At 71.3% G+C, this 20,376-nt stretch carries 20 protein-coding genes; 8 read left to right on the top strand and 12 right to left on the bottom strand.

The window, feature by feature from the left end:
* The first annotated feature begins 33 nt into the window (after positions 1-33).
* The 4 genes from ACIQMX_RS22855 (at position 34) to ACIQMX_RS22870 (ending at position 5,052) form a co-directional block, all read left to right on the top strand.
* Entirely contained in the window at positions 34-1,368 is a 1,335-nt protein-coding gene (locus ACIQMX_RS22855) for a sugar ABC transporter substrate-binding protein (RefSeq protein ID WP_363075632.1), read from the top strand.
* Positions 1,369-1,593: 225 nt separating this feature from the next.
* The gene (locus tag ACIQMX_RS22860) at positions 1,594-2,421 is read left to right on the top strand and encodes a rhamnogalacturonan acetylesterase (RefSeq protein ID WP_402480604.1); all 828 of its coding nucleotides are present in this window, start codon (positions 1,594-1,596) and stop codon (positions 2,419-2,421) included.
* Between the two features lie 72 nt (positions 2,422-2,493).
* Entirely contained in the window at positions 2,494-3,837 is a 1,344-nt protein-coding gene (locus tag ACIQMX_RS22865; RefSeq protein ID WP_402480606.1) for a polysaccharide lyase family 1 protein, read from the top strand.
* A gap of 105 nt (positions 3,838-3,942) precedes the next feature.
* Entirely contained in the window at positions 3,943-5,052 is a 1,110-nt protein-coding gene (locus ACIQMX_RS22870) for a pectinesterase family protein (RefSeq protein WP_402480609.1), read from the top strand.
* Positions 5,053-5,124: 72 nt separating this feature from the next.
* On the opposite strand, the gene ACIQMX_RS22875 is transcribed toward ACIQMX_RS22870, so the two are convergent.
* The 10 genes from ACIQMX_RS22875 to ACIQMX_RS22920 form a co-directional block, all read right to left on the bottom strand.
* Positions 5,125-5,973: a pectate lyase gene (locus ACIQMX_RS22875; RefSeq protein WP_363075740.1), complete on the bottom strand. Its 849-nt coding sequence runs from the start codon at positions 5,971-5,973 to the stop codon at positions 5,125-5,127.
* A gap of 110 nt (positions 5,974-6,083) precedes the next feature.
* Positions 6,084-6,803, bottom strand: a complete 720-nt coding sequence (locus tag ACIQMX_RS22880) for a hypothetical protein (RefSeq protein ID WP_363075624.1) — start codon at positions 6,801-6,803, stop codon at positions 6,084-6,086.
* Positions 6,800-7,375 carry a SigE family RNA polymerase sigma factor gene (locus ACIQMX_RS22885; protein ID WP_363075622.1) on the bottom strand — a complete coding sequence of 192 codons (576 nt, stop codon included), beginning with the start codon at positions 7,373-7,375 and terminating at the stop codon, positions 6,800-6,802. The genes ACIQMX_RS22880 and ACIQMX_RS22885 overlap by 4 nt, the downstream gene beginning before the upstream one ends.
* Positions 7,376-7,610: 235 nt before the next feature.
* Positions 7,611-9,062 (bottom strand): penicillin-binding transpeptidase domain-containing protein, encoded by a 1,452-nt coding sequence (locus ACIQMX_RS22890; RefSeq protein WP_363075620.1) that lies wholly within the window; start codon positions 9,060-9,062, stop codon positions 7,611-7,613.
* A gap of 151 nt (positions 9,063-9,213) precedes the next feature.
* On the bottom strand, positions 9,214-9,873 hold the full coding sequence (locus ACIQMX_RS22895; RefSeq protein WP_363075618.1) for a response regulator transcription factor: 660 nt from the start codon (positions 9,871-9,873) through the stop codon (positions 9,214-9,216).
* Positions 9,870-11,132: a sensor histidine kinase gene (locus tag ACIQMX_RS22900; protein ID WP_402480613.1), complete on the bottom strand. Its 1,263-nt coding sequence runs from the start codon at positions 11,130-11,132 to the stop codon at positions 9,870-9,872. The genes ACIQMX_RS22895 and ACIQMX_RS22900 overlap by 4 nt, the downstream gene beginning before the upstream one ends.
* A complete protein-coding gene (locus ACIQMX_RS22905) occupies positions 11,132-12,154 on the bottom strand; it encodes a hypothetical protein (protein WP_402480616.1) in 1,023 nt (340 codons plus the stop codon). The genes ACIQMX_RS22900 and ACIQMX_RS22905 overlap by 1 nt, the downstream gene beginning before the upstream one ends.
* 144 nt (positions 12,155-12,298) lie before the next feature.
* Positions 12,299-13,615, bottom strand: a complete 1,317-nt coding sequence (locus tag ACIQMX_RS22910) for a phosphatase PAP2 family protein (protein WP_402480766.1) — start codon at positions 13,613-13,615, stop codon at positions 12,299-12,301.
* A gap of 92 nt (positions 13,616-13,707) precedes the next feature.
* A complete protein-coding gene (locus ACIQMX_RS22915; protein ID WP_363075612.1) occupies positions 13,708-13,875 on the bottom strand; it encodes a hypothetical protein in 168 nt (55 codons plus the stop codon).
* A 202-nt stretch (positions 13,876-14,077) separates the two neighbouring features.
* Complete coding sequence (locus tag ACIQMX_RS22920; RefSeq protein ID WP_219569419.1) at positions 14,078-14,848, bottom strand: IclR family transcriptional regulator; 771 nt, start codon at positions 14,846-14,848, stop codon at positions 14,078-14,080.
* A 154-nt stretch (positions 14,849-15,002) separates the two neighbouring features.
* On the opposite strand from ACIQMX_RS22920, the gene ACIQMX_RS22925 reads away from it, so the two are divergent.
* Positions 15,003-16,523, top strand: coding sequence for an aldehyde dehydrogenase (NADP(+)) (locus tag ACIQMX_RS22925; RefSeq protein WP_402480620.1), 1,521 nt, complete (start codon positions 15,003-15,005; stop codon positions 16,521-16,523).
* Positions 16,520-17,131 (top strand): DUF1349 domain-containing protein, encoded by a 612-nt coding sequence (locus ACIQMX_RS22930; RefSeq protein ID WP_402480623.1) that lies wholly within the window; start codon positions 16,520-16,522, stop codon positions 17,129-17,131. The genes ACIQMX_RS22925 and ACIQMX_RS22930 overlap by 4 nt, the downstream gene beginning before the upstream one ends.
* A 121-nt stretch (positions 17,132-17,252) precedes the next feature.
* Here ACIQMX_RS22930 and ACIQMX_RS22935 read toward each other — a convergent pair whose 3' ends face one another.
* A complete protein-coding gene (locus ACIQMX_RS22935) occupies positions 17,253-18,071 on the bottom strand; it encodes a hypothetical protein (protein ID WP_402480624.1) in 819 nt (272 codons plus the stop codon).
* A 322-nt stretch (positions 18,072-18,393) separates the two neighbouring features.
* Complete coding sequence (locus tag ACIQMX_RS22940) at positions 18,394-18,846, bottom strand: MarR family winged helix-turn-helix transcriptional regulator (protein ID WP_402480627.1); 453 nt, start codon at positions 18,844-18,846, stop codon at positions 18,394-18,396.
* 67 nt (positions 18,847-18,913) lie between these two features.
* On the opposite strand from ACIQMX_RS22940, the gene ACIQMX_RS22945 reads away from it, so the two are divergent.
* Together ACIQMX_RS22945 and ACIQMX_RS22950 are read left to right on the top strand one after the other, a co-directional pair.
* Entirely contained in the window at positions 18,914-19,441 is a 528-nt protein-coding gene (locus ACIQMX_RS22945; protein ID WP_363075603.1) for an isochorismatase family protein, read from the top strand.
* A 102-nt stretch (positions 19,442-19,543) separates the two neighbouring features.
* Positions 19,544-20,269 carry an MBL fold metallo-hydrolase gene (locus ACIQMX_RS22950; RefSeq protein ID WP_402480630.1) on the top strand — a complete coding sequence of 242 codons (726 nt, stop codon included), beginning with the start codon at positions 19,544-19,546 and terminating at the stop codon, positions 20,267-20,269.
* Positions 20,270-20,376: the final 107 nt, after the last annotated feature.

The following is a 20,376-nucleotide window of genomic DNA, read 5'->3' on the forward strand; positions in this document are numbered from 1 at the left end:
CGAACCGAGAGAACCGAGAGAGAAGAGCCGATCATGAACATCTCGAAGACGCAGCGGGGGCGTGCCGCGGCGGCTGTCTCCCTTGCCGCGGTGCTCGCACTGACCGCGACCGCCTGTGGTGACGACGGCAGCGAGACCGGCACCGAGGGCAGTGGCAAGGGCGAGATCACCTTCTGGGACAACAACGGTGGTCCGCGTACCGCCATCTGGACCGAGATCATCAAGGACTTCGAGAAGAAGTACCCGGACATCAAGGTCAAGTACGTGCCGATCCCGATCGCCGACGTGCAGTCCAAGTACGACACGGCCATCGCGGGCGGCGGACTGCCGGACGTCGGTGGCGTCGGCACCGCCTACCTCGCCAACATGGTCTCGCAGGAGGCCCTCGACCCGCTGAACGACCGGATCAAGGGCTCCACCCTCAACGGCAAGCTCGTCGAGAGCATGGTCGACGGCGTCAAGGTCGCGGGCGGCCGGGGCGACGACATGTACTCCGTGCCGACCTCCGCCAACAACGGTGCGATCTGGTACCGCACCGACCTGTTCAAGGCCGCCGGTCTCGAGGCGCCCACCACCTGGGCCAACTTCTACAAGGCCGCCGACAAGCTCACCGCCTCCAAGGACAACAAGTTCGGCTACACGATCCGCGGCGGCGCCGGCTCCATCGCCCAGGCGATCGACGCCGCGTACGGCCAGTCCGGCATCACGGACTTCTGGAACGGCGACAAGACGACGCTCAACGACCCGAAGAACGTCGCCGCGCTGGAGAAGTATGTGGCGCTGTACAAGAAGGCGACGCCCGCCGCCGACGTCAACAACGACTTCACCAAGATGGTCGCCCAGTTCGACACCGGCACCATCGGCATGCTGAGCCACAACCTCGGCTCCTACCAGGACCACCTGAAGGCGCTGGGCAAGGAGAAGTTCGCCGGTATACCGAACCCGATCGGCGACGGCGGCACCCGGGTCCAGGTCTCCAACCCGGTCGACGGGCTCGGCCTGTTCCGGTCGAGCAAGAACAAGACGGCCGCCTGGAAGTTCATCGAGTTCGCCGCCTCGCACGAGTCGAACAGCAAGTGGAACGAGTCCGCGGGCGCCATCCCGGCCAACACCGAGGCCGCCAAGGACCCGTGGATCAGCGCCACCGAGTCGACCGAGCTCGCCGCGAAGGCCCTCACCGACGGCTCCACGAAGATCGTGCAGCTGCCGTACTACCTGCCGGACTGGAACAACATCAGCAAGGCGGACAACGAGCCGGAGTTCCAGAAGCTGCTGCTCGGCAAGGTCACGGCCAAGGACTTCCTGGACAAGATGGCCGACGAGCTGAACAAGGCCCAGACGGAGTGGAAGGAGATCGGCAACGGCTGATCCGGCGTCCAGGGTCTCCCGTCCGGATCACGCCGGGCCTGTCCGGCCCGATCCGGACGACACCCTCGCCAGGCCGCACACCCCGGTGACCGGGGACCGGCGGCGGTCCGGGTCGCGTCCCGCCGCCGGTTTCCTCTCCGCCTGCACTTCTCCTCCTGCACCCCGTACCGCCGTACGCCCCGCGCGTGCGCACCGCTACGCATCCATGAGAGAGGCAGCTTCACCGTGTCACTCACCCGCAGGCAGGCCGCGGCCGCCGTCGCCGCGCTGCCCCTGGCACTCGCCACCGCCGCCACCGCGGCGGCACACAGCCCCGGCGGCCGTCCCCGCCCCCGCACCCTGCACATCGCCGGCGATTCGACCGCCGCGCAGAAGTACGCCGACGCGGCACCGGAGACCGGCTGGGGCATGGCCCTGCCGTTCTTCCTCGGCCGTCCTCTGAATGTCGCCAACTATGCGATGAACGGCCGCAGTTCGAAGAGCTTCATCGACGAGGGCCGGCTCGCCGCCCTGCTGGAGCAGGTGCGCGGGGGCGACCTCCTGCTGATCCAGTTCGGGCACAACGACGAGAAGACCGAGGACCCGGCCCGCGGCACCGACCCGTACACCACCTACCAGGACTGCCTGCTCCAGTACGTGCGCGGCGCACGGTCCCGCGGGGCGCGGCCGGTCCTGCTCACCCCGGTGGAGCGCCGCCGCTTCGCCGACGACGGTACGGCCAGGCCCAGCCACGGCGAGTACCCGGCCGCGATGCGCGCGCTGGCCGCCGAGGAGCACGTCCCCCTGCTCGACCTCCAGGCGCTCACGCTCGCGCGCTGGCAGGAGCTCGGCCCCGACGGCACGCTGGAGTACTTCAACTGGCTGGAGCCGGGGCAGTCGCCCAACTACCCCGACGGGCGGCAGGACAACACGCACTTCCAGCCCCGCGGCGCCATCGAGGCCGCGCGGCTCGTCGCCCGGGCCCTCGTGGCCGGGAAGGTGCTCGCCCCGCGCGACGTACGGCGCACCGATTCCGCGATCCCGCTCGAATGGATCACCTGGCCGCAGGCCTGACCCCGGCCGCCCCCCGTTCCCCACGGCTCACCTCACCTCACTTCACCTCACCTCACCACCGAAGGATCCGCCATGCCCGCACGCATCTGTCATGCCCGCGCCATTGCCCTGGTGATGGGCTGCGCCTCCCTGGCGCTCGCCGTGTCCGTCCCCGCCCAGGCCACCGGGCACCCGGGCGGACCCGTCCGCCACCAGGGCATCGACCGCGCCGTCCTCGCCGAGGGCGACGGCTGGGCCGCCGCCGACGGCTCCACCACCGGCGGCGCCGCCGCCACCCCCGACCACATCTACACCGTGAGCAACCGGGCCGAACTCATCGCCGCCTTCGAGGACGCGGGCGACGCCCCGAAGATCATCAGGATCGACGGCACCGTCCACGGCAACTCCGATGCCGCGGGCACCCCGATCGACTGCGAGGCCTACCAGACCGACGGCTACACCCTGGACAAGTACCTCGCTGCCTACGACCCGGCCACCTGGGGCCGCACCGAGGTGCCCTCCGGCCCCCTGGAGGACGCCCGGCTGGCCTCGGCCAAGCTGCAGAAGGCCGCCGTGAACGTCTACGTCCCGTCCAACACCACGCTCGTCGGCGTCGGCAAGGACGCGACGGTCATCGGCGCCAGCCTCCAGATCCAGAACGTCTCCAACGTCATCGTCCGGAACATCTCGTTCGAGGACACCTACGACTGCTTCCCCCAGTGGGACCCCACGGACGGCGAGACCGGCCACTGGAACTCCGAGTACGACAACCTCGTCGTCTACGGCTCCGACCACGTCTGGGTCGACCACAACACCTTCAGCGACGGCGACCGCCCCGACTCCGCCCAGCCGCGCTACTTCGACGAGCTGTACCAGCAGCACGACGGGCTGTTCGACATCGTCAAGGGCGCCGACCTCGTCACCGTCTCGTACAACGTCCTCAAGGACCACGACAAGACGATGCTCATCGGCAACAGCGACGGTGCCGGCGCGACCGACAGCGGCAAGCTCCGGGTCACCCTGCACCACAACCTCTTCAAGGACGTGAACGAGCGCGCGCCCCGCGTCCGCTTCGGACAGGTCGACTCGTACAACAACCACTTCGTCGCCTCCAAGGGCAGCGTCTACGGCTACACCTACGGCATCGGCGCGAAGTCCCAGCTCGTCGCCGAGCACAACGCGTTCAGCCTCAGCGGTGAGTTCGACAAGGCGAAGATCCTGAAGAAGTGGTCCGAGTCCTCGGTCACCGCCGCGGACAACTACGTCAACGGCCGCCGGACGGACCTCATCGCCGTCCACAACGCGGGCGTTCCCGCCGAGCAGCTCACCGCGGGCGCCGGCTGGACGCCGACCCTGCGCACCCGGGTCGACCACCCGCTGCTGGTGCCGCTGATCGTCGGCCTCAAGGCGGGCGCCGGCCGGATTCCCGGCGCCTGACCACCGACAGTCCGTACCTGACGGTCCCCGCAGGCGCCTTCACCGGCGCCTGCGGGCCCGTCCGGCCCCGCCGCACACCCGCGCAAGGATTAAGGAAGTACCGCCATGCCCAGCAGACGCAGCGCCCTGGCCCTGCTCGCGGGCGGCAGCGCCGCCCTCGCCCTCGGTGCGGCCCCCACCGCGCACGCCCACGGCCGGCCCGGCGCCCGCCCCTTCGGACGCTACGGATCACCGGCCCGCCGCCTCGACGCCGCCACGCTGTACGTCGACGCACGCGGCCGGGGCGACCACACCGCCGTCCAGGCCGCCGTGGACGCCGCGACCGGCACCGGCCGCACCCTGGTGATCGCCCCGGGCACCTACCGCGAGACCGTCGACATCCCCGCCGACCGGACCGGCCTCACCCTCATCGGCGCGAGCGACGACCCGCACGACACGGTCATCGTGTACGCCAACGCCAACGGCACCCCCAGGCCCGACGGTTCGGGGACCTACGGCACCAGCGGCTCCGCCACCGTCACCGCACGGCCCGCCGGACTCACCGCCCACGGCCTGACCTTCGCCAACGACTGGCTGCGCGCCGACCACCCCGAATACACCGGCACCCAGGCCGTCGCCATCAAGGTGCAGGGCGACCGCTCGGCGTTCTACGGCTGCCGCTTCCTGGGACACCAGGACACCCTGTACGCCGACTCGCCCGCCCTCACCGACTTCGCCCGCCAGTACTACCGCGACTGCTACGTCGAGGGCGACGTCGACTTCGTCTTCGGCCGCGCCACCGCCGTCCTGGACCGCTGCCACTTCCGCACCCTGACCCGCACCGACCTGGCGACGGCGCCGTACGGCTTCGTCTTCGCACCCAGCACCGCCGGAGCCAACCCGCACGGCTACCTGGTGCTGCGCTCCCGCGTCACCAGCACCGCGCCGGACGGGTACTTCAAGCTGGCCCGCCCCTGGGTGCCCTCCTCCGACCTCACCGCACACCCGATGCTGACCGTGCGCGACAGCCACCTCGGCGCCGGGACCGACACGGACGAGCCGTACGGGACCATGTCCGCGGGCTTCCCCTGGCAGGAGCAGCGGTTCGCCGAGTACCGCAACACGGGCCCCGGCGCCCGCGTCACCGTGCCCGCCAACCGCCCCCGGCTGACCGCGGCCGAGGCACGCCTGCACACCCCGGCCGCCTGGCTCGGCGACTGGCGTCCGTACCGGTAGAACGCGCCACCGCGTGACGGGAGCCCCGCCGGACCGGTCCGGCGGGGCTCCCGTCACGCGGTGGCGTGCGGCTCAGCCGTAACTGATGTCCGAGCTGCTGTACTTGCAGTACGTGCCGTCCGGCCCGCTGCCGGTCTCCGTCGGCTCGTCACCGTCGTCGTTGCCCGTGTAGCGCACGCACGGCTTGATCTTCTTGCTGCTGTCGCCGTGGATCCGGACCGACTTCAGCGTCGCGGTGTCGCCGTAGTTGGTGTTGATCCCGACCAGGGCCTTGCCGGGCGCCGTCACATCGACGTCGCTGACCGCGATCGTGCGCTTGTACTGCTTGGAGCAGTTGCCGCAGGAGCGCACCAGCTTGCCGAAGTCCGAGACCTGGAAGCCGCTGATGCTCAGCGTGCCCGCGCCGTTGAACTGGAAGACCTTGTCGTCGGCCTTCCTGGCGCCGCCGCCGGTCACCTTGTACGTGGCGCCCGACGAGGTGCCCTTGAAGGACGCCGCGTCCTCGCCGACGTCCTCCCACCACACGTTCTGGATCGTGCAGCTGCCCTTGCAGTGGATGCCGTCGGCGCCCGGGGACCCGACCACCACGTTCTTCAGGACCGCCCCGTCGGCCAGTTCGAAGATCGGGTCCTGGCCCTCGTCCTGACCGCCGTCGCCCAGGTCCCCGCTGCCGTAGAAGCGCTTCAGCTTGCCGTCGTACGTCCCCGAGACCTTGATGGTCGCCGAGACGGCCTGCGAACCCGAGGGCGTCGGCCACGCGGCGGCCGCGGCGGCGGCGGGGGCCGCCCCGGCCGACTGGACCAGCAGGCCGGTGGTGAGCGCGGCGCCGGTGACGGCCAGCGCGGTGGCCGAGGCGGCGATCGTGCGGCGGCGGCCGGTGCGCCGCGCGTGGCTGCCGTGCAGTGAGGCTCGTTTCTTCATGTCGGTGTCCCGTTCCTTGGTGGTGGGGGGAGCGTTGCGCTTCTTGGTCGCCACCACCGGGGACAAGGGTTGCCGGGTTGCGCCGTCTTCTTTCCCGCCGGACCGGCCGGTCAGTGGTCCGGCCCGAAGTAGTCGCCCACCGAGGCCCGTTCACCGTTGGCGCGGACCGCGTGCGCGGTCAGGTAGTCGCCCGTCGCGTCCCGGTCACCCTCCGCGTGGTTGTACTGCCCGGCGAAGGTGTGGGTGCCTGCGGGCACGGTCCGGCCCGGCCGCAGCGCCCACCGGTAGACGAGATGGCCGCCGTCCTCGCTCACGGACACGGTGAAGTCCTTCGCCGGCAGCGAGCGCCAGGAACCGGTGCTGTTCACCCCGCCGGTGAGGGCGATCCGCAGCTCCACGGTGAGCGACGTCAGCGGCTCGGACGTCCGCAGCGTCACCTCGCTCTGGGCCCAGTACGCGTTGGAGTGCGGATCGACGGTGCCGTCGGTCCACAGCGGTCCGTCCTCGGTCCGCAGCGGACCGAGCCCCGCCGGCGGGGCCACCGACGGGGCGGGGGAGGACGTCACGGGCGCCGCCACCTGCTCCCCGTGCGATCCGTCCTCACCGGCCGACGTGACGGCGACCGCACCGAACGCCAGCACCCCGCACACCGCCGCCGTGGCGCCCGCGACCCGCAGCCATGGAGCCGCCGCACGCCGCGGGCGCACCACCCGGGCCGGCGGACGGCCCTCGGCCATGCCCCGCTCCACCCGGGCCAGCATCCGCTCCCGGTCGGGGCGGTGCGCCTCGGCGGCCTCCCGCAGCCGCACGGACAGCTCCTCGTCCTTCACCGGTCTCCTCCGCTGCGCTGCGCCGCGACGGCCGCCTGGACCTGCGAGGCGGCGGACGTCTCCGGACCCAGCAGCCGCTGCAGTTCCGCGACGGCCCGCGAGGTCTGGCTCTTCACCGTACCCACCGAGATCCCGAGCACCAGCGAGGTGTCCCGCTCCGAGAGGTCGAAGGCGTGCCGCAGCACCACACACGCGCGCTTGCGGAACGGCAGCCTGCGCAGAGCCCCCTGGACGTCGACGACCGCCGACACATCCGGATCGTCGACCGCGTCCCCGGCACCGCGCGGGGCCCAGAACAGCGCGATCCGCCGTCGCTCGCGCACCGCGCTGCGGATCCGGGTCCGCGCCATGTTGGCGACGACACCACGCGCGTACGCCACCGGATGGTCGGCGTCCCTGACCCGGTCCCAGCGGTGCCAGAGCGCCAGCAGGGCGTCGGCCGCCAGGTCGTCGGCGGCGTCGGCCTCCCCGGTCAGCAGATGCGCCAGCCGCGCGAGTTCGGCGTAATGGGCCTCGAAGAACTCGTGGAACTCGGCGGCAGCGGCATCGGCATGGTCGATGGATGTGCCCACAGCTACCTCATCTCAGCGCTCGAATCCCGGTGCCCGCACGGTCGGACTGTGTACGTTCCCAGCCGCCGCTCCCAGTGGGTGGGCGGGGCGAGAGCGTACCAGCGCGCCACGGAAGCGCTTCGACGTGGGGGCGTAACCAAGTAAGACGTAACCCGGCGAAAACCTGAAGGGGTCCGGGACATGAGAGCGTCCCGGACACCGGAATCGGGGTGCCGGGACGCTCGACATGTTCCGCTTACCGCTGGAGCGCGGCTTTCATCATCTTCTGGGCGATCGGGGCCGCGAGACCGTTGCCGCTGACCTCCGAGGCCGCCGAACCCGAGTCCTCCACGATCACGGCGACCGCGACCTCCCGGCCGTCGCCGGCATCCTTCGCGTACGAGGTGAACCAGGCGTACGGGGTGTTGCTGTTGTCCACCCCGTTCTCCGCGGTACCCGTCTTGCCGCCCACCTCGGCCCCGTCGATCCGGGCGTTGGTGCCGGTGCCCTCCTCCACGACGGTCACCATCGCGCTGCGCAGCTGCGCGGCCGTGGACGAGGAGACGATCCGCCTCATGTCGCCGTCCTCGAAGTCCTCCAGGGTGCCGCCGTCCGCGTCCGTCACCTTGGAGACCATGTGCGGTGCGGCCAGCTCGCCGTCGTTGGCGAGGGCCGCGGAGACCATGGCGATCTGGAGCGGCGTCGCGGTGACCTCGAACTGGCCGATGCCGCTCAGCGCCGTCTGCGCCTTGTCCATCCCGGTCGGGTAGACGCTCTTCGAGGCCCGGACCGGCACATCGAGCTTCTCGGCGTTGAACCCGAACTTCTCCGCCATCGCCCGGACCTTCTCCTGGCCGAGATCCGCGGCGACCTTGCCGAAGACGTTGTTGCAGGAGTACTGCAGCGCCACGCGCAGCGTCGCGTTCTCGCAGGGGGCGGTGGCGCTCTCGTTCTTCAGTACGGTGCTGGTCCCGGGCAGCGTGTACGGGACGGGGCTCTTCGTGGGCTCGTCGACCGAGCCGTACAGCCCGTTCTCCAGCGCGGCCGCGGCCACCACCAGCTTGAAGGTCGAACCGGGCGCCAGCGGCTGCCGCAGCGCGCGGTTGACCAGCGGCTTGTCCGGGTCGGCGAGCAGCTTCTGCCAGGCGTCGCCGTCCGTCGTCCCGCTGATGGTGGACGGGTCGTAGGAGGGGGAGGAGACCATCCCGAGGATCTGCCCGCTCTTCGGGTCGATCGCGACGGCGGCACCCTTGTCGTCGCCGAGCGCCTCGGACGCCGCCTTCTGTACCGCCGGGTCGATCGTCGTCAGCACGTTGCCGGGCGCGCTCCGCTTGCCGGTCAGCGCGTCCAGCGGATTCTTCAGCCTGGTGTCGGTGCCGTCCAGCACCTCGCCGTAGATCCCTTCGAGCTGGGTGGAGCCGTAGGCCTGTGAGCCGTATCCGGTGACGGCCGAGTACAGGCCGCCGTCCTTGTACGTGCGCTTGTACGCGAGATCACCGCCCTCCGTCCTCTTCGATCCGGTGACCGGGGAGCCGGCCACGATGATGTCGCCGAGCGGCTGCGCGTACTGCGCGATGGTGTTCCGCCGGTTGTGGTCGTCGTCTGCGAGCGCCCGGGCCTGGTACGCCTGCACCCAGGTCGCCCGCCCCAGGAGGGCGAGGACCAGCAGCAGGGAGAAGACCGAGGCGCGCCTGATCGTCTTGTTCATCCCGCTGGAGGGACGAGCGGGACGACGCGCTCCGTTCCCGGTTGTGCCGCTTCTCACCCATTCCTCATGAATGCGGCCCCAGGGCCTCGTCCGGATCGTGCCGGGCTCGTGGCGTCCGGCACGGTCCGGGCGGAAGACCCCGGCCGCCGGGTCAGCGGGGCGTGATGAACCCGGACTCGTACGCGGCGATGACCGCCTGGGTACGGTCCCGGGTGCCGGTCTTCGCGAGGACGGCCGCCACATGGCTCTTCGCCGTCGCCGGGCCCACCCGCAGCCGGCCGGCGATCTCCGCATTGGTGAGCCCGCTCGCCATCAGCCGCAGCACGTCCGCCTCCCGGTCGGTGAGCCTGGCCACCCACGGCGGCGCGGAGGACGGCCGCCGCTTCCCGTACGCGGCAGCCAGACCCCGTACCGCGGACGGGAAGAGCAGCGAGTCGCTGCGGGCGACCAGCCGCACCGCCTGTACGAGATCCTCGGCCGCCGCCCGTTTGAGGAGGAAGCCCGCCGCTCCGACGCGCAGCGCGTCGTACACGTAGGAGTCGTTCTCGAAGGTGGTGACGACGACGATGCGCGGGGCGGGGTCGAGCGTGGCCAGGATCTGCTCCGTGGCCCGGATCCCGTCGGTCTCCGGCATCCGCACATCCATCAGGACCACGTCGGGGCGCAGTTCGCGCACCACGGAGACGGCCTCGGCGCCCGTCGCCGCCTCGCCGACGACCTCCAGGCCGGGCTCGGCGTCCAGGATGACCCGCAGGGCTGTGCGGACCATGCGTTCGTCGTCGGCGAGGACGATCCGGACCGGTGTGCTCATCGCTGCTCCTGTGCGGGGGTGCGGAGGGGGAGGCGGGCGGTGAGCCGCCAGTGGCCGTCGTGCTCGCCGGCCTCGGTACGGCCGCCGAGCAGGACGGCCCGTTCGGCGATGCCGCGCAGCCCGCGGCCACCTCCGGGGCGCACCACCGCCGGCCGTCCGGGCAGCGGACTGGCCAGGACGATCTCCAGCTCCCCGGCGGCGTGCACCGTGATCCGCAGCCGCACCGGTTCACCGCGCCCGCCGTGCCGCAGCGCGTTGCTCAGTCCTTCCTGCACGATCCGGTACGCCTCGCGGGACACCGTCCCCGCGACGGCGCCCGGATCGCCTTCGGCGACGTACTCGACGGGCAGCCCGCAGTGTGCGAGCAGCCGGTCCAGCGCGTCGAGTCCCGGGCCGGCCGGCCGGCCCGGCGCCCCGGCCCCGTCGTGGTCGTCCCGGCGCAGCAGCCCCAGCACGGTGTCGAGCTCGCCGACCGTACGCCGGGTCGTCTCCTCGATCGCGGTCAGCGCGGCCCGGACGAACTCCGGGTCGCTGTCCAGAACCCTGCGGGCCGCGCCGGCCTGGAGGGTGACGGCGCTGAGCGCGTGGCCGACCGAGTCGTGCAGTTCTCGGGCCAGACGGTTGCGGACCGCCAGTTCGGCCGCGCGGCGTTCGGCGGCGGCCAGCCGGTCGTCCGGGGTCGGGCCCAGCAGGACCGGCGCCCGGTTAGCCAGCAGTGCTCCGGCCGCAGCCGCGCATCCCGTCAGGGCCACCAGCATCGCGATGCCGGCGAAGGGAGCCAGGGCCAGGACCCACGTCAGGGCCGGGCCCTCGGGCAGATACGGCGACATGGGGTCCCGCAGGCCCGAGAAGAACGGCATTCCCAGGACACCCACGGCGAACGGCACCAGTGACAGCGTCATCCCGCTGATGACGCCGCCGAGCCCCACGTGGAGGGTGAACCAGGCCGCCGAACGGATCCTGGCCTGCCGGGTCCTGGCGGGCCCGTCCGCGAGCGGCAGGTCAGGCGGCAGCCCGCACAGCGCACGGGCGACGGCCACCGAGAGCGGCCGGGCGAGCGGGAGGAGCGCGGTGACCGCGGCCATCGGCAGCGCGTAGGCGAACGCGATCAGCTGGCTGACCGGCGAGCCGAAGACGTTGACGTCCGGACGGTACAGGCCGACGATCACGGTGCCGACGAGGAAGTACGGCATCAGCAGGGCGCCGCCGATGATCAGGTGCAGCCAGCGCTGCCGGGCCCGTCGGCCGAGCAGCGGCATCACGCCCGGGGGCCCGGCGGGCGGGTCGCTGCCGCGCGCTCCGCCAGGAAGTAGGCGCCCAGCGTCATCACGAGCGTCCCGGCCAGCATCTGGACAGCGTAGATCAGCACCATCGTCGCGGTGGGCCGATCGGCGATGTCACCGAGGTCGCTCAGCGAGGCGATGCTCATCCAGCCGCCCCAGCAGGCCGTCGCCGCGGAGCCCGCCCAGGCCAGGGCGAGCGGCACCCGCAGCGGCAGCGCGGAGCCCCGGCGGAAGGCGAGGAGCAGGACCCCGGCGACGGCGACGGCGACGAAGAGGGCGAAGACCGCTTCGAGCGCCGCGGAGCCGCTGGTGCGCTCCTCGATCCGGCCCTCGTTGAGTCCCGCCGTCGAACCGGCGGCCCAGATCAGATGCAGGGTGCCGGGCGCCAGGGCGATCAGCGAGGCGGCGACGGCGGCGGCCCGCAGCACGGGAGCGGTGGGACTGTCCGGCAGCTCGCGCAGCGTGCCCTGCCAGAGGTGGCCCCAGCGGGCCCTGGCGTACAGCGCGAACAGAGTGCCGAGGGCCAGCCCCTGGACGATGAAGCCGGTGTAGACGACACCGAAGACCCATTCGTCCAGGAAGGGCCGGCCCGCGTCACCCTTGCCGGCCGTCCTCCCGCCCAGAAGCCGGACCAGGAGCTGGAGCGGATAGCCGGTCATGATCGGCAGCAGCAGACCGGTGGCCACCCACATCGGCAGGACGAGAAGCCAGGCGGGCACCCGCCGGCCCCAGGTCTGGGTGAGCAGCAGGGCGATGACCACGACCGCGCTGTCCATGAGGACCGACGCGCCGTTCCCCACGGCTGTCGTGGCGCGGTGGTCGAGGAGCGGGCTGCCGTCCGGGATGCCGACGTGACTGCCCGAGATCCAGGCGGCCTTGAGGACGATGTAGGGCAGGCAGGAGACGATCGCGACGCAGCGCAGCGCGGTGCGGAGGCGGTCGGTGACCGGAGCGGCGGCGGCCGGGGCGGGGTCGGGTGCGAGCGGTGTCTGCGTCATGGCACCCACGCTGCCGCGCGGCCGGGCGGGGCACGTCCTGCCCGGCGACGATCCGTCTCCGCCGGACGGCGGAGACGGATCGTCGTGCCGGATCGTCGTGCCGGATCATTGCGGCGGACCGCCGCGGTGAACCGTTGGGGCGGGTCAGACCAGTTCGGGCTGAAGTTCCGGCTGCCGCACCGGTGCGGGCTTCGGGTCCCACTGCCGGGTGGTCCGCACGTACGCGTAGATCACGGAGACCAGCGCCCCGATGAGCAGCGGGCCGAACAGCCAGGCATGGGCGGCCATCTGCGTCGGCATCCAGCGGGCGGCCACCAGGATCGCGGCGAAGACCGTGCTGCCGTAGGCGACCAGCTGGATTCCGGACCGGTCCCAGCCGCGTTCGAGCGAGCGCAGCGCCGTCTCGATCGTGATGGTGAAGATCACGCCGGTGATGATGTCGATGCCGTAGTGGTAGCCGAACCCCAGCGTCGCGGCGAGGGTGGCGATCAGCCAGAACGTGCCCGCGTACCGCAGGAACCGGGGGCCCTTGCGGGAGTGGATGAAGATCGTCGTGGCCCATGCCGTGTGCAGGCTGGGCATGCAGTTGCGCGGGGTGAAGTCGTCGAACGGCATGTGGTGCGGACCGCTGCGCGGCGGCAGGGTGTCGGGCCACAGGTTGGCCGCGGCCCAGTGCCCGCCGTCGGCGCCGAAGGCGAAGACGGGCCCGACCACCGGGTAGATCATGTAGATGGCCGGTCCGAGGAGGCCGATGACCAGGAAGGTGCGCACCAGGTGGTGGGACGGGAAGCGGCGTTCGGCCGACACGTTGCGCAACTGGTACAGCGCGACGACGACCGCGGCCACGGCGAGCTGGGTGTAGACGGAGTTGAGGAAGACCTCGCCGAACGAACCGGTGGCCCTGACCATCCGGCCCACCAGCCAGGAAGGGTTGCCCAGCGCGTGATCGGCGGTCGCCACGTACTGGTCGATCACCAGCGGGCGGGTCTTCGAGGTGATCAGCAGCCAGGTGTCGCCGGTCTTCCGGCCGGTCACCAGTAGCAGGCCCAGCCCGACACCCTTGAGCAGCAGGAGGCGTTCCGCGCCGGTGCGGCGGGTGACGGCGATGACCGCGCACCCCAGGATCACCCACAGCGCGCCGTTGCCGAAGGGGTGGCCGTGGGTCACCGGGGCGTCGGCCACCCAGCGCACCAGGAGGATGACGAGGTCGATGCCGATCGCGGTCCCGATCGCGATGAACCGCTGCCGCCAGGTGAGCACCACCAGCATCAGGCCCATGCTGGCGTAGAGCAGGAACCCCGAGGCGGGGGCGAATATCACTTCGCGCGCCTGAGCGGCGATCGGGCCCGGCAGCCCGTAGTGACGCGCGGCGATCTCCAGAGCGACGAGGAAGCCGAGGCCCACCACGCCCGCCGCGGTCCACAACACGGTCTTCGGCCGACGCCAGGCACCGGGCGTGATTCCGTTGGTTATTCGCGAAAACAACCGCGATGCTATAGGTATCAAGATTTGGCCGATTTGTTAGATGTTGGTGGAGTACGTCACGCCGTAGGTCACTTGTCACGCCGGGCGGCACGTGTCGCCGGTGCGGTGTGAACGATGAGGTCAATCGCCATGAATTCGAGCATGTTATCGGAGTGGTGTTCGAGGGCTCGATGGTCATGGCGGATTCCGCGACAGGCCGGCCTGCCTGTCGCGTGGTGCGGGGTGGCGTCGCTCACCAGGGCAGAGTGAATAGCGGCTCGGCCGCGCATGTGCGCGGGGGCGCGGTCCTCGCCCGTTACGACTTCTGCCGGGCGCGTGTGTGCGGGGTCGCGGTTCTGACCCGTCACGACTTCTGCCGGGCGCGTGTGTGCGGGGGCGCGGTCCCCCGCCCGGCACGGACGGATCCGCGTCCCGCCCGGACCGGCGGGACGTCCGCGCTCAGAGCCGCCGGGTCGCGAGGGTCAGCCGGTCCCGCGCGTCGAACAGCGCGTCCTTGACCATCTGCTCGTGCGCCGGTGTGAGCCGGGCGACCGGTACCGAGCAGCTGATCGCGTCCCGGGCCGGGGTGCGGTACGGGACCGCGACGCCGAAGCAGCGCAGCCCCAGCGTGTTCTCCTCGCGGTCCACCGCGTATCCCTGCTCGCGGATCAGGTGAAGCTCCTCGATGAGCTTCTCCCGGTCGGTCAGGGTGTGCTCGGTCAGCGCGGGCAGCGTCTCGGGCAGCATCTTGCGGACCTGCTCGTCGCTGTGGGTGGCCAGCAGCGCCTTGCCGAGCGAGGTCGAGTGCGCGGGCAGCCGGCGGCCGACGCGGGTGAAGGGGCGCAGGTAGTGCTGGGACTGGCGGGTGGCGAGGTAGACCACGTTCGTGCCGTCGAGCCGGGCGAGGTGGATGGTCTCCGTGGTGTCGTCGGAGAGCCGGTCCAGGGTCGGGCGGGCGGCCGCGACGACCTCGTCGCCGTCGATGTACGAGGTGCCGACCAGCAGCGCGCGCACACCGATCCCGTACCGCGTCCCCGTCGCGTCCGTCTCCACCCAGCCCAGCTCGACCAGCGTGCGCAGCAGCATGTAGAGGCTGGACTTGGGGTAGCCGACAGCCTCCTGGACCGCGGCGAGGGAGTGCATGCCAGGCCGCCCGGCGAAGTACTCCAGCAACTCCACCGTCCGTACCGCGGACTTGACCTGTGCCCCACCAGACTCGGCAACCGACATGCCCAACGCCCCTTCCAGCCCACTTGGGAAACCCTGCAACTTCTTGCCAACACCGAACGCCCGGAAATAGAGTCGCTTCATATTCACGATCAGGAACTCTGTTCAGAATACCGAACAACTTCTGATGTGTGGCAGCGGAGCGGAAGGAAACACGGTGGCAGCAGCACCAGTCTGGAGCGTCGACCCCCGCACCGGGAACCCGCGTGAGCAGGTTGCGGTGGAGGCTACAGCGGAGGAGGTCGACCGCGTGGTCCGGGCGGCCCACGCCGTACGGGCCGCTCTCGCGGACCGCGCCGTGCGCGCCGCGTTCCTGCGCACCGCGGCCGATCTGCTCGCCGGGGCCGGTGAGCACGTCATCGAGGCCGCCGACGCCGAGACGGCGCTCGGACCTGCCCGGCTGACCGGCGAACTCGCCCGCACAGCAGCCCAGTTGCGGGCGTTCGCGGAGGTCGTCGACGAGGGCGCGTACCTCGACATCCACATCGACCACGAGGACGCCACCCGCACCCCGCCGTGGCCCGACCTGCGGCGCTACAAGATCCCGCTCGGCGTCGTCGCCGTCTACGCGGCCAGCAACTTCCCGCTCGCCTTCTCCGTGCCCGGCGGCGACACCGCCAGCGCGCTCGCGGCCGGCTGCCCGGTCGTGATCAAGGCACACCCCGACCACCCCGCGACCTCCGAGCTGTGCGCCTCGCTCCTGCGCCGGGCCGCGGCGCAGCACGGACTGCCCGAGGACGTCGTCACCCTGGTGCACGGCTTCGAGGCGGGCGTCGAACTGGTCAAGCACCCCCTCGTCGGCGCCGCAGGCTTCACCGGCTCCATCCGCGGCGGCCGCGCCCTCTTCGACGCCGCGGCCGCGCGGCCGGTCCCCATCCCCTTCCACGGTGAGCTCGGCTCCCTCAACCCCGTCGTCATCACCGAGGCGGCAGCCGCCGAGCGCGGTGAGCAGATCGGCGCGGGGCTCGCGGGCTCGATCACCATGGGCGCGGGCCAGTTCTGCACCAAGCCCGGATTCGTCCTGGCCCCCGCGGGCGAGAGCGGCGACCGGCTGCTGAAGTCCCTCACCGAAGTGGTCAGCGACACCGAGGCCGGAGTCCTCCTCGACCACCGCATGCGCGACGCCTTCCTCGCCGGAGTGAGCGAGCGCGCCGGACTCCCGGACGTGGAGGTCCCGGTCACCCCCGGAGCCGGTGGTGAACACACCGTCGCGGCCGGCTTCCTGACCGTACCGGCGCAGCTGCTCGCCACCGAGGGACCGCACGACGCGCTCCTGGAGGAGTGCTTCGGCCCGGTCACCGTCGTCGCCCGCTACACCTCCGAGGACGAGATCACCGCGGTCCTGTCCCGGCTCTCCGGCAACCTCACCGCCACCCTCCAGATCGCCACCGAGGAAGCCGACGACAGCGCCGCCACCCTCCTGGCCGCGCTCACCCCGCTCGCCGGACGCGTCCTGGTCAACGGCTGGCCGACCGGTGTCGCCGTCGCGCCCGCCCAGCACCACGGCGGCCCGTACCCGGCCACGACCTCCACGTCCACCTCGGTCGGCGCCACCGCGATCGAGCGCTGGCTGCGCCCGGTCACCTACCAGACCACGCCCGAGGCGCTGCTCCCGCCGGAGCTCCGCGAGGACAACCCGCTGGGCCTGCCCCGCCGCGTGAACGGACACCCCGCATGACCCTGAGCCTGCCCGAACTCCCCTTCCCCCTGGAACCGTTCGGCCCCGCCACCGGCTGGAACCACCAGGACGGTGTACTCACCGCCCGCGCGGGCGCCCGGCAGGACCGCTTCGTGCCGCCCGGCGGCGCCGCCCTCGACACGGAGAGCGACGCACCCCGCCTCCTGGGCCCCGCCCCGGCAGGCGACTTCCAGCTGATCGCCCGGGTACGCGTCGTCTTCGCCGCCGCGTTCGACGCGGGAGTCCTCTACCTCCACGTCGGCGACCGGGAGTGGGCCAAGATCTGCCTGGAGCTCTCCCCGGACCGCCCCACCATCTGCACCGTCGTCACCCGCGGCCACTCCGACGACGTCAACTCCTTCGTCGTCGACGGCGACACCTACTGGCTCCGCCTGAGCCGCACCGGCAACGCCTTCGCCTACCACGCGTCACCCGACGGCGAGAAGTGGACCTTCGTCCGCGTCTTCGCCCTGGGCGAGCCGGAAGCGGCCGCCGCCGCGTCCATCGGCTTCCTCGCCCAGTCGCCCACGGGCGAGGGCTGCGAGGTCTCCTTCGACCGGATCGAGTTCCGCCCGACGGGCCTCGCGGACCTGCGCGACGGCAGCTGACCGCAGCCACGCCTCGATGCCCCCGCTCTCCTTCCTTGCCGGGAGGGCGGGGGCATCGGTGTCCGGCGGTGCGGTCCCCGGCCGGGACCGCCCCGCTCAGCCGCCGGCCGGGCAACCGCGTTCAGCGATCTCGGAGTGCGACGCCGCAAAGGCCGGGCATCGCCCGAAGGAACGCTGCGGTGTCGATGAGGCTGCCCGCCTGCTCTTCGTACGCGATGATCCTGCGCTCGTAGTCGGCGGACAAGGCATCGATACGTGCCTGCAGATCGACGTGGGAGGCAACCATGATCGAGTCGTGATTCCCGACGTCCGATCCGATGGTCAGGTCGACGAATACTTCGGGGCCCTTGATGACGTCGGTCAGGCTCGGCCGGTCCGCGCCACGCAGATCAGTGACCAGAGCGGCATGACGTGCTGGTCCGGGAGCAACCGCGAAGACGGCGATCTCCGATGACGCGTCCAGGAGCACGGCATGCAGCGTGCGGACGAGGTCGTACGGTGTGGCCAGGTGGAAGAGACCTGCACGTTCGGCGTCCTCGGCGCGCCATCCGGCCAGCCCTGGACGGAAGCCGTGAGTGGAGCAGCCTGGAACGAAACCCTTGTCGCGAGATGCGGCCGTGAGCTCCCCGGGATCGACCTCGTACTCCCAGTCGACGAGGACAGGCGTTTGCTGCAGACTCTGCCCCGCCTCGTCGCGGTAATAGGCGGGAAGAGCGTAACGGGCGAGCCCTTCGGTGAGCCGCCAGATGAGGCCCACGTAGACGGCGACCTCCTCCAAGTTGTTGTTGTTGACGGCGTACTCGGTGAACGGAGTTGGGCCTTCCGGCCAGCCCTGGAACAGACCGGGCCAGTGGCGTGTCACGGCCGGCCGCTCGCCGGGCATGTAGTGATGGCGATTCACACCGTTTGCCCGAACACTCTCGAAGCGGAGGGGATGCACGGCGAAAACCTAGCGTGTACAGGCCTGTGACGGCCCCTGATGCCCGGTCCATGACCTGTACAGCGCGTGGACTTCCCGTCCCCCGCAGGCCGACCGGCCATGAGCGCGACGTGCAGCCCGACGCGAAGGTGCCGTGGGTGCGGGGGAGCGGTACCCATAGGAAGGGCATCGCGAACCGCACCGGCGCACGGCCTGCCGGGCGCAGCGGCCGGTGCCCGTTCGCGCTCCTGTCTTGAGCCGGGGCCCACGCCTGCGGACGCGCCCCGCCGTACCGATGGCACCGACACGCGCGGCCGCCGCCCTCAGCGCCGAGGCGTCCGGACTATTCGCGTACGGGCAAACCGTGGGACGCCGCCAGCACGCCGAGCGCCTCACCGAGCGCGGCCTGCTGGGACGGCGTGAGGCCGGCGGCGATCTTCGCGTCGAGAGCGAGCGCCTCGGCAGTGCATTCCGCCAGAAGTTCGCGCCCCTTGCCGGTGAGGCTCAGGATCTGGCGCCGACGGTCGGCCGGGTCGCGGAGCCGTTCGACGGCGCCCATGGATTCGAGGTGATCGGCGAGGGACACCACGAGGCTGGGCGCCACCCGCATCAGTCCGGCGATCTCCAGCTGAGACGCGGCCAGCCCCGCGTCGAGGACTCCCAGCAGGCCGACGTGTTTGGGCTTCAGATCGTGCACGGCCAGACCTTGCGCGTACAGACCGGAGACCAGCGCGCCCAGGCTGCCGAGCCGGAAGCTCAGGGTCTCGTTCCACTTGACATCGTTCACGAACAGCATGCTACCTTCCTCGAACCATTCAGGTTGTGAATGATTCGAGATGAGAATGATGATTGATCATCGCACCGTGCAGGTTGTCTTCGCCGACCTCCAGGACAGCGTCGTGAGCCTGAGCAGCACGAACGGTCCCGAGGCCATCAGGCGCTCGGCAGGAGTGCTGGGCAGGGTCACGCAGACGCTGAACATCCCGTTCACCGTGTCGGTCGCCCCCCGTCCCGGCGGACCCGGCGTGATTGCCGAACTTCCCCGAGCGACGCCATTCGTACGTGGCGGACCGTGCTGCTGGGACGACCGGGCGTGGCGGGAAGCGGTCGCCGCGCGGGCTCGTGGAACCCTGGTCATCTGTGGCGTGACTTCGGAGATCGTGGTCCTCCACACCGCGCTCGACGCCCTGGCGGGCGGCTACGACGTCATCGTCCCGGTCGACGCATGCGGCGGCATGTCGGAACGGACCGAGAACGCGGCATTCCGTCAGATAGAAGCGGCGGGCGGCACGGTGACCTCGGTGGCCGGCTTCGTCACCGGCATGGTGCGCGACTTCACCGACCCCGCCGGCCGCAACGTCATTACGGCGCTGCACGGCCTGACGGGCTAGTGCCGTGGCAGGCAACGTCTGCCTGCCGCGGCACCAGCGATCGCCGCTGTCGGCCATGCCCCTCCAGGCCCACGCTTTGTCCGAACCTGCGAAAGAAGCCCCATGAGACTCGCACCCCATCTGCACCGCCTCGGCAACGATCTCGTGGCGTGCTACCTGGTCGACACCGACCGGGGCATCTCGCTCATCGACGCCGGACTGCCCGGTCACTGGCAGGATCTGCTGCGCGAACTCCGCTCTCTGGACAAGTCCGTCGACGACATCCGGGGAGTCGTGCTGACCCACGGCGACTCCGACCACATCGGTTTCGCCGAACACCTGCGCAGCGCCCACGGCGTCCCGGTCTTCGTGCACGCCGCCGACGCCGACCGTGCCCGCACGGGCGAAAAGCCCAAGGTCGCGCTCGGTCCGATGCGACCCGGCCCGGCGCTCCGGTTCCTCGGCTACTCCGTCCGCAAGAAGGGCCTGCGCCCCCGCTATGTGGGTGAGGTCACCGAGATCGGCGACGGTGACGTCCTGGACCTGCCGGGAAGCCCCCGGATCGTGGGCATGCCGGGCCACTCCCCGGGAAGCGTGGCGGTGCATGTCGCTGTCGCCGACGCGGTCTTCGTCGGGGACGCCCTGACCACGCGGCACGTCCTCACCGGACGCCAGGGCCCCCAGCCGGCCCCCTTCACCGACGACCCGGCCGAAGCGCTCTCCTCCCTCGACCGGATCGCCGGACTGTCGGCGTCCTGGGTGCTCCCCGGCCACGGCGCCCCCTGGCGCACCTCACCGGACCGAGTGGGCGAAGCGGTTCAGTCGGCATCGGCCGGCACCCGGGCGTGAACCTGCGACACCCGCCTGAGGAGAGCAGAGCAGTTCTGCGGCCGTTGCAGTCAGAACGCGCGTTCCGGGCGGGGGTGGCGCCGGCGGCCTGACCGGTACGAGGGAGA

The sequence above is a fragment of the Streptomyces sp. NPDC091416 genome (assembly GCF_044756845.1).
In the GTDB taxonomy this organism is placed as follows: Bacteria; Actinomycetota; Actinomycetes; order Streptomycetales; family Streptomycetaceae; genus Streptomyces.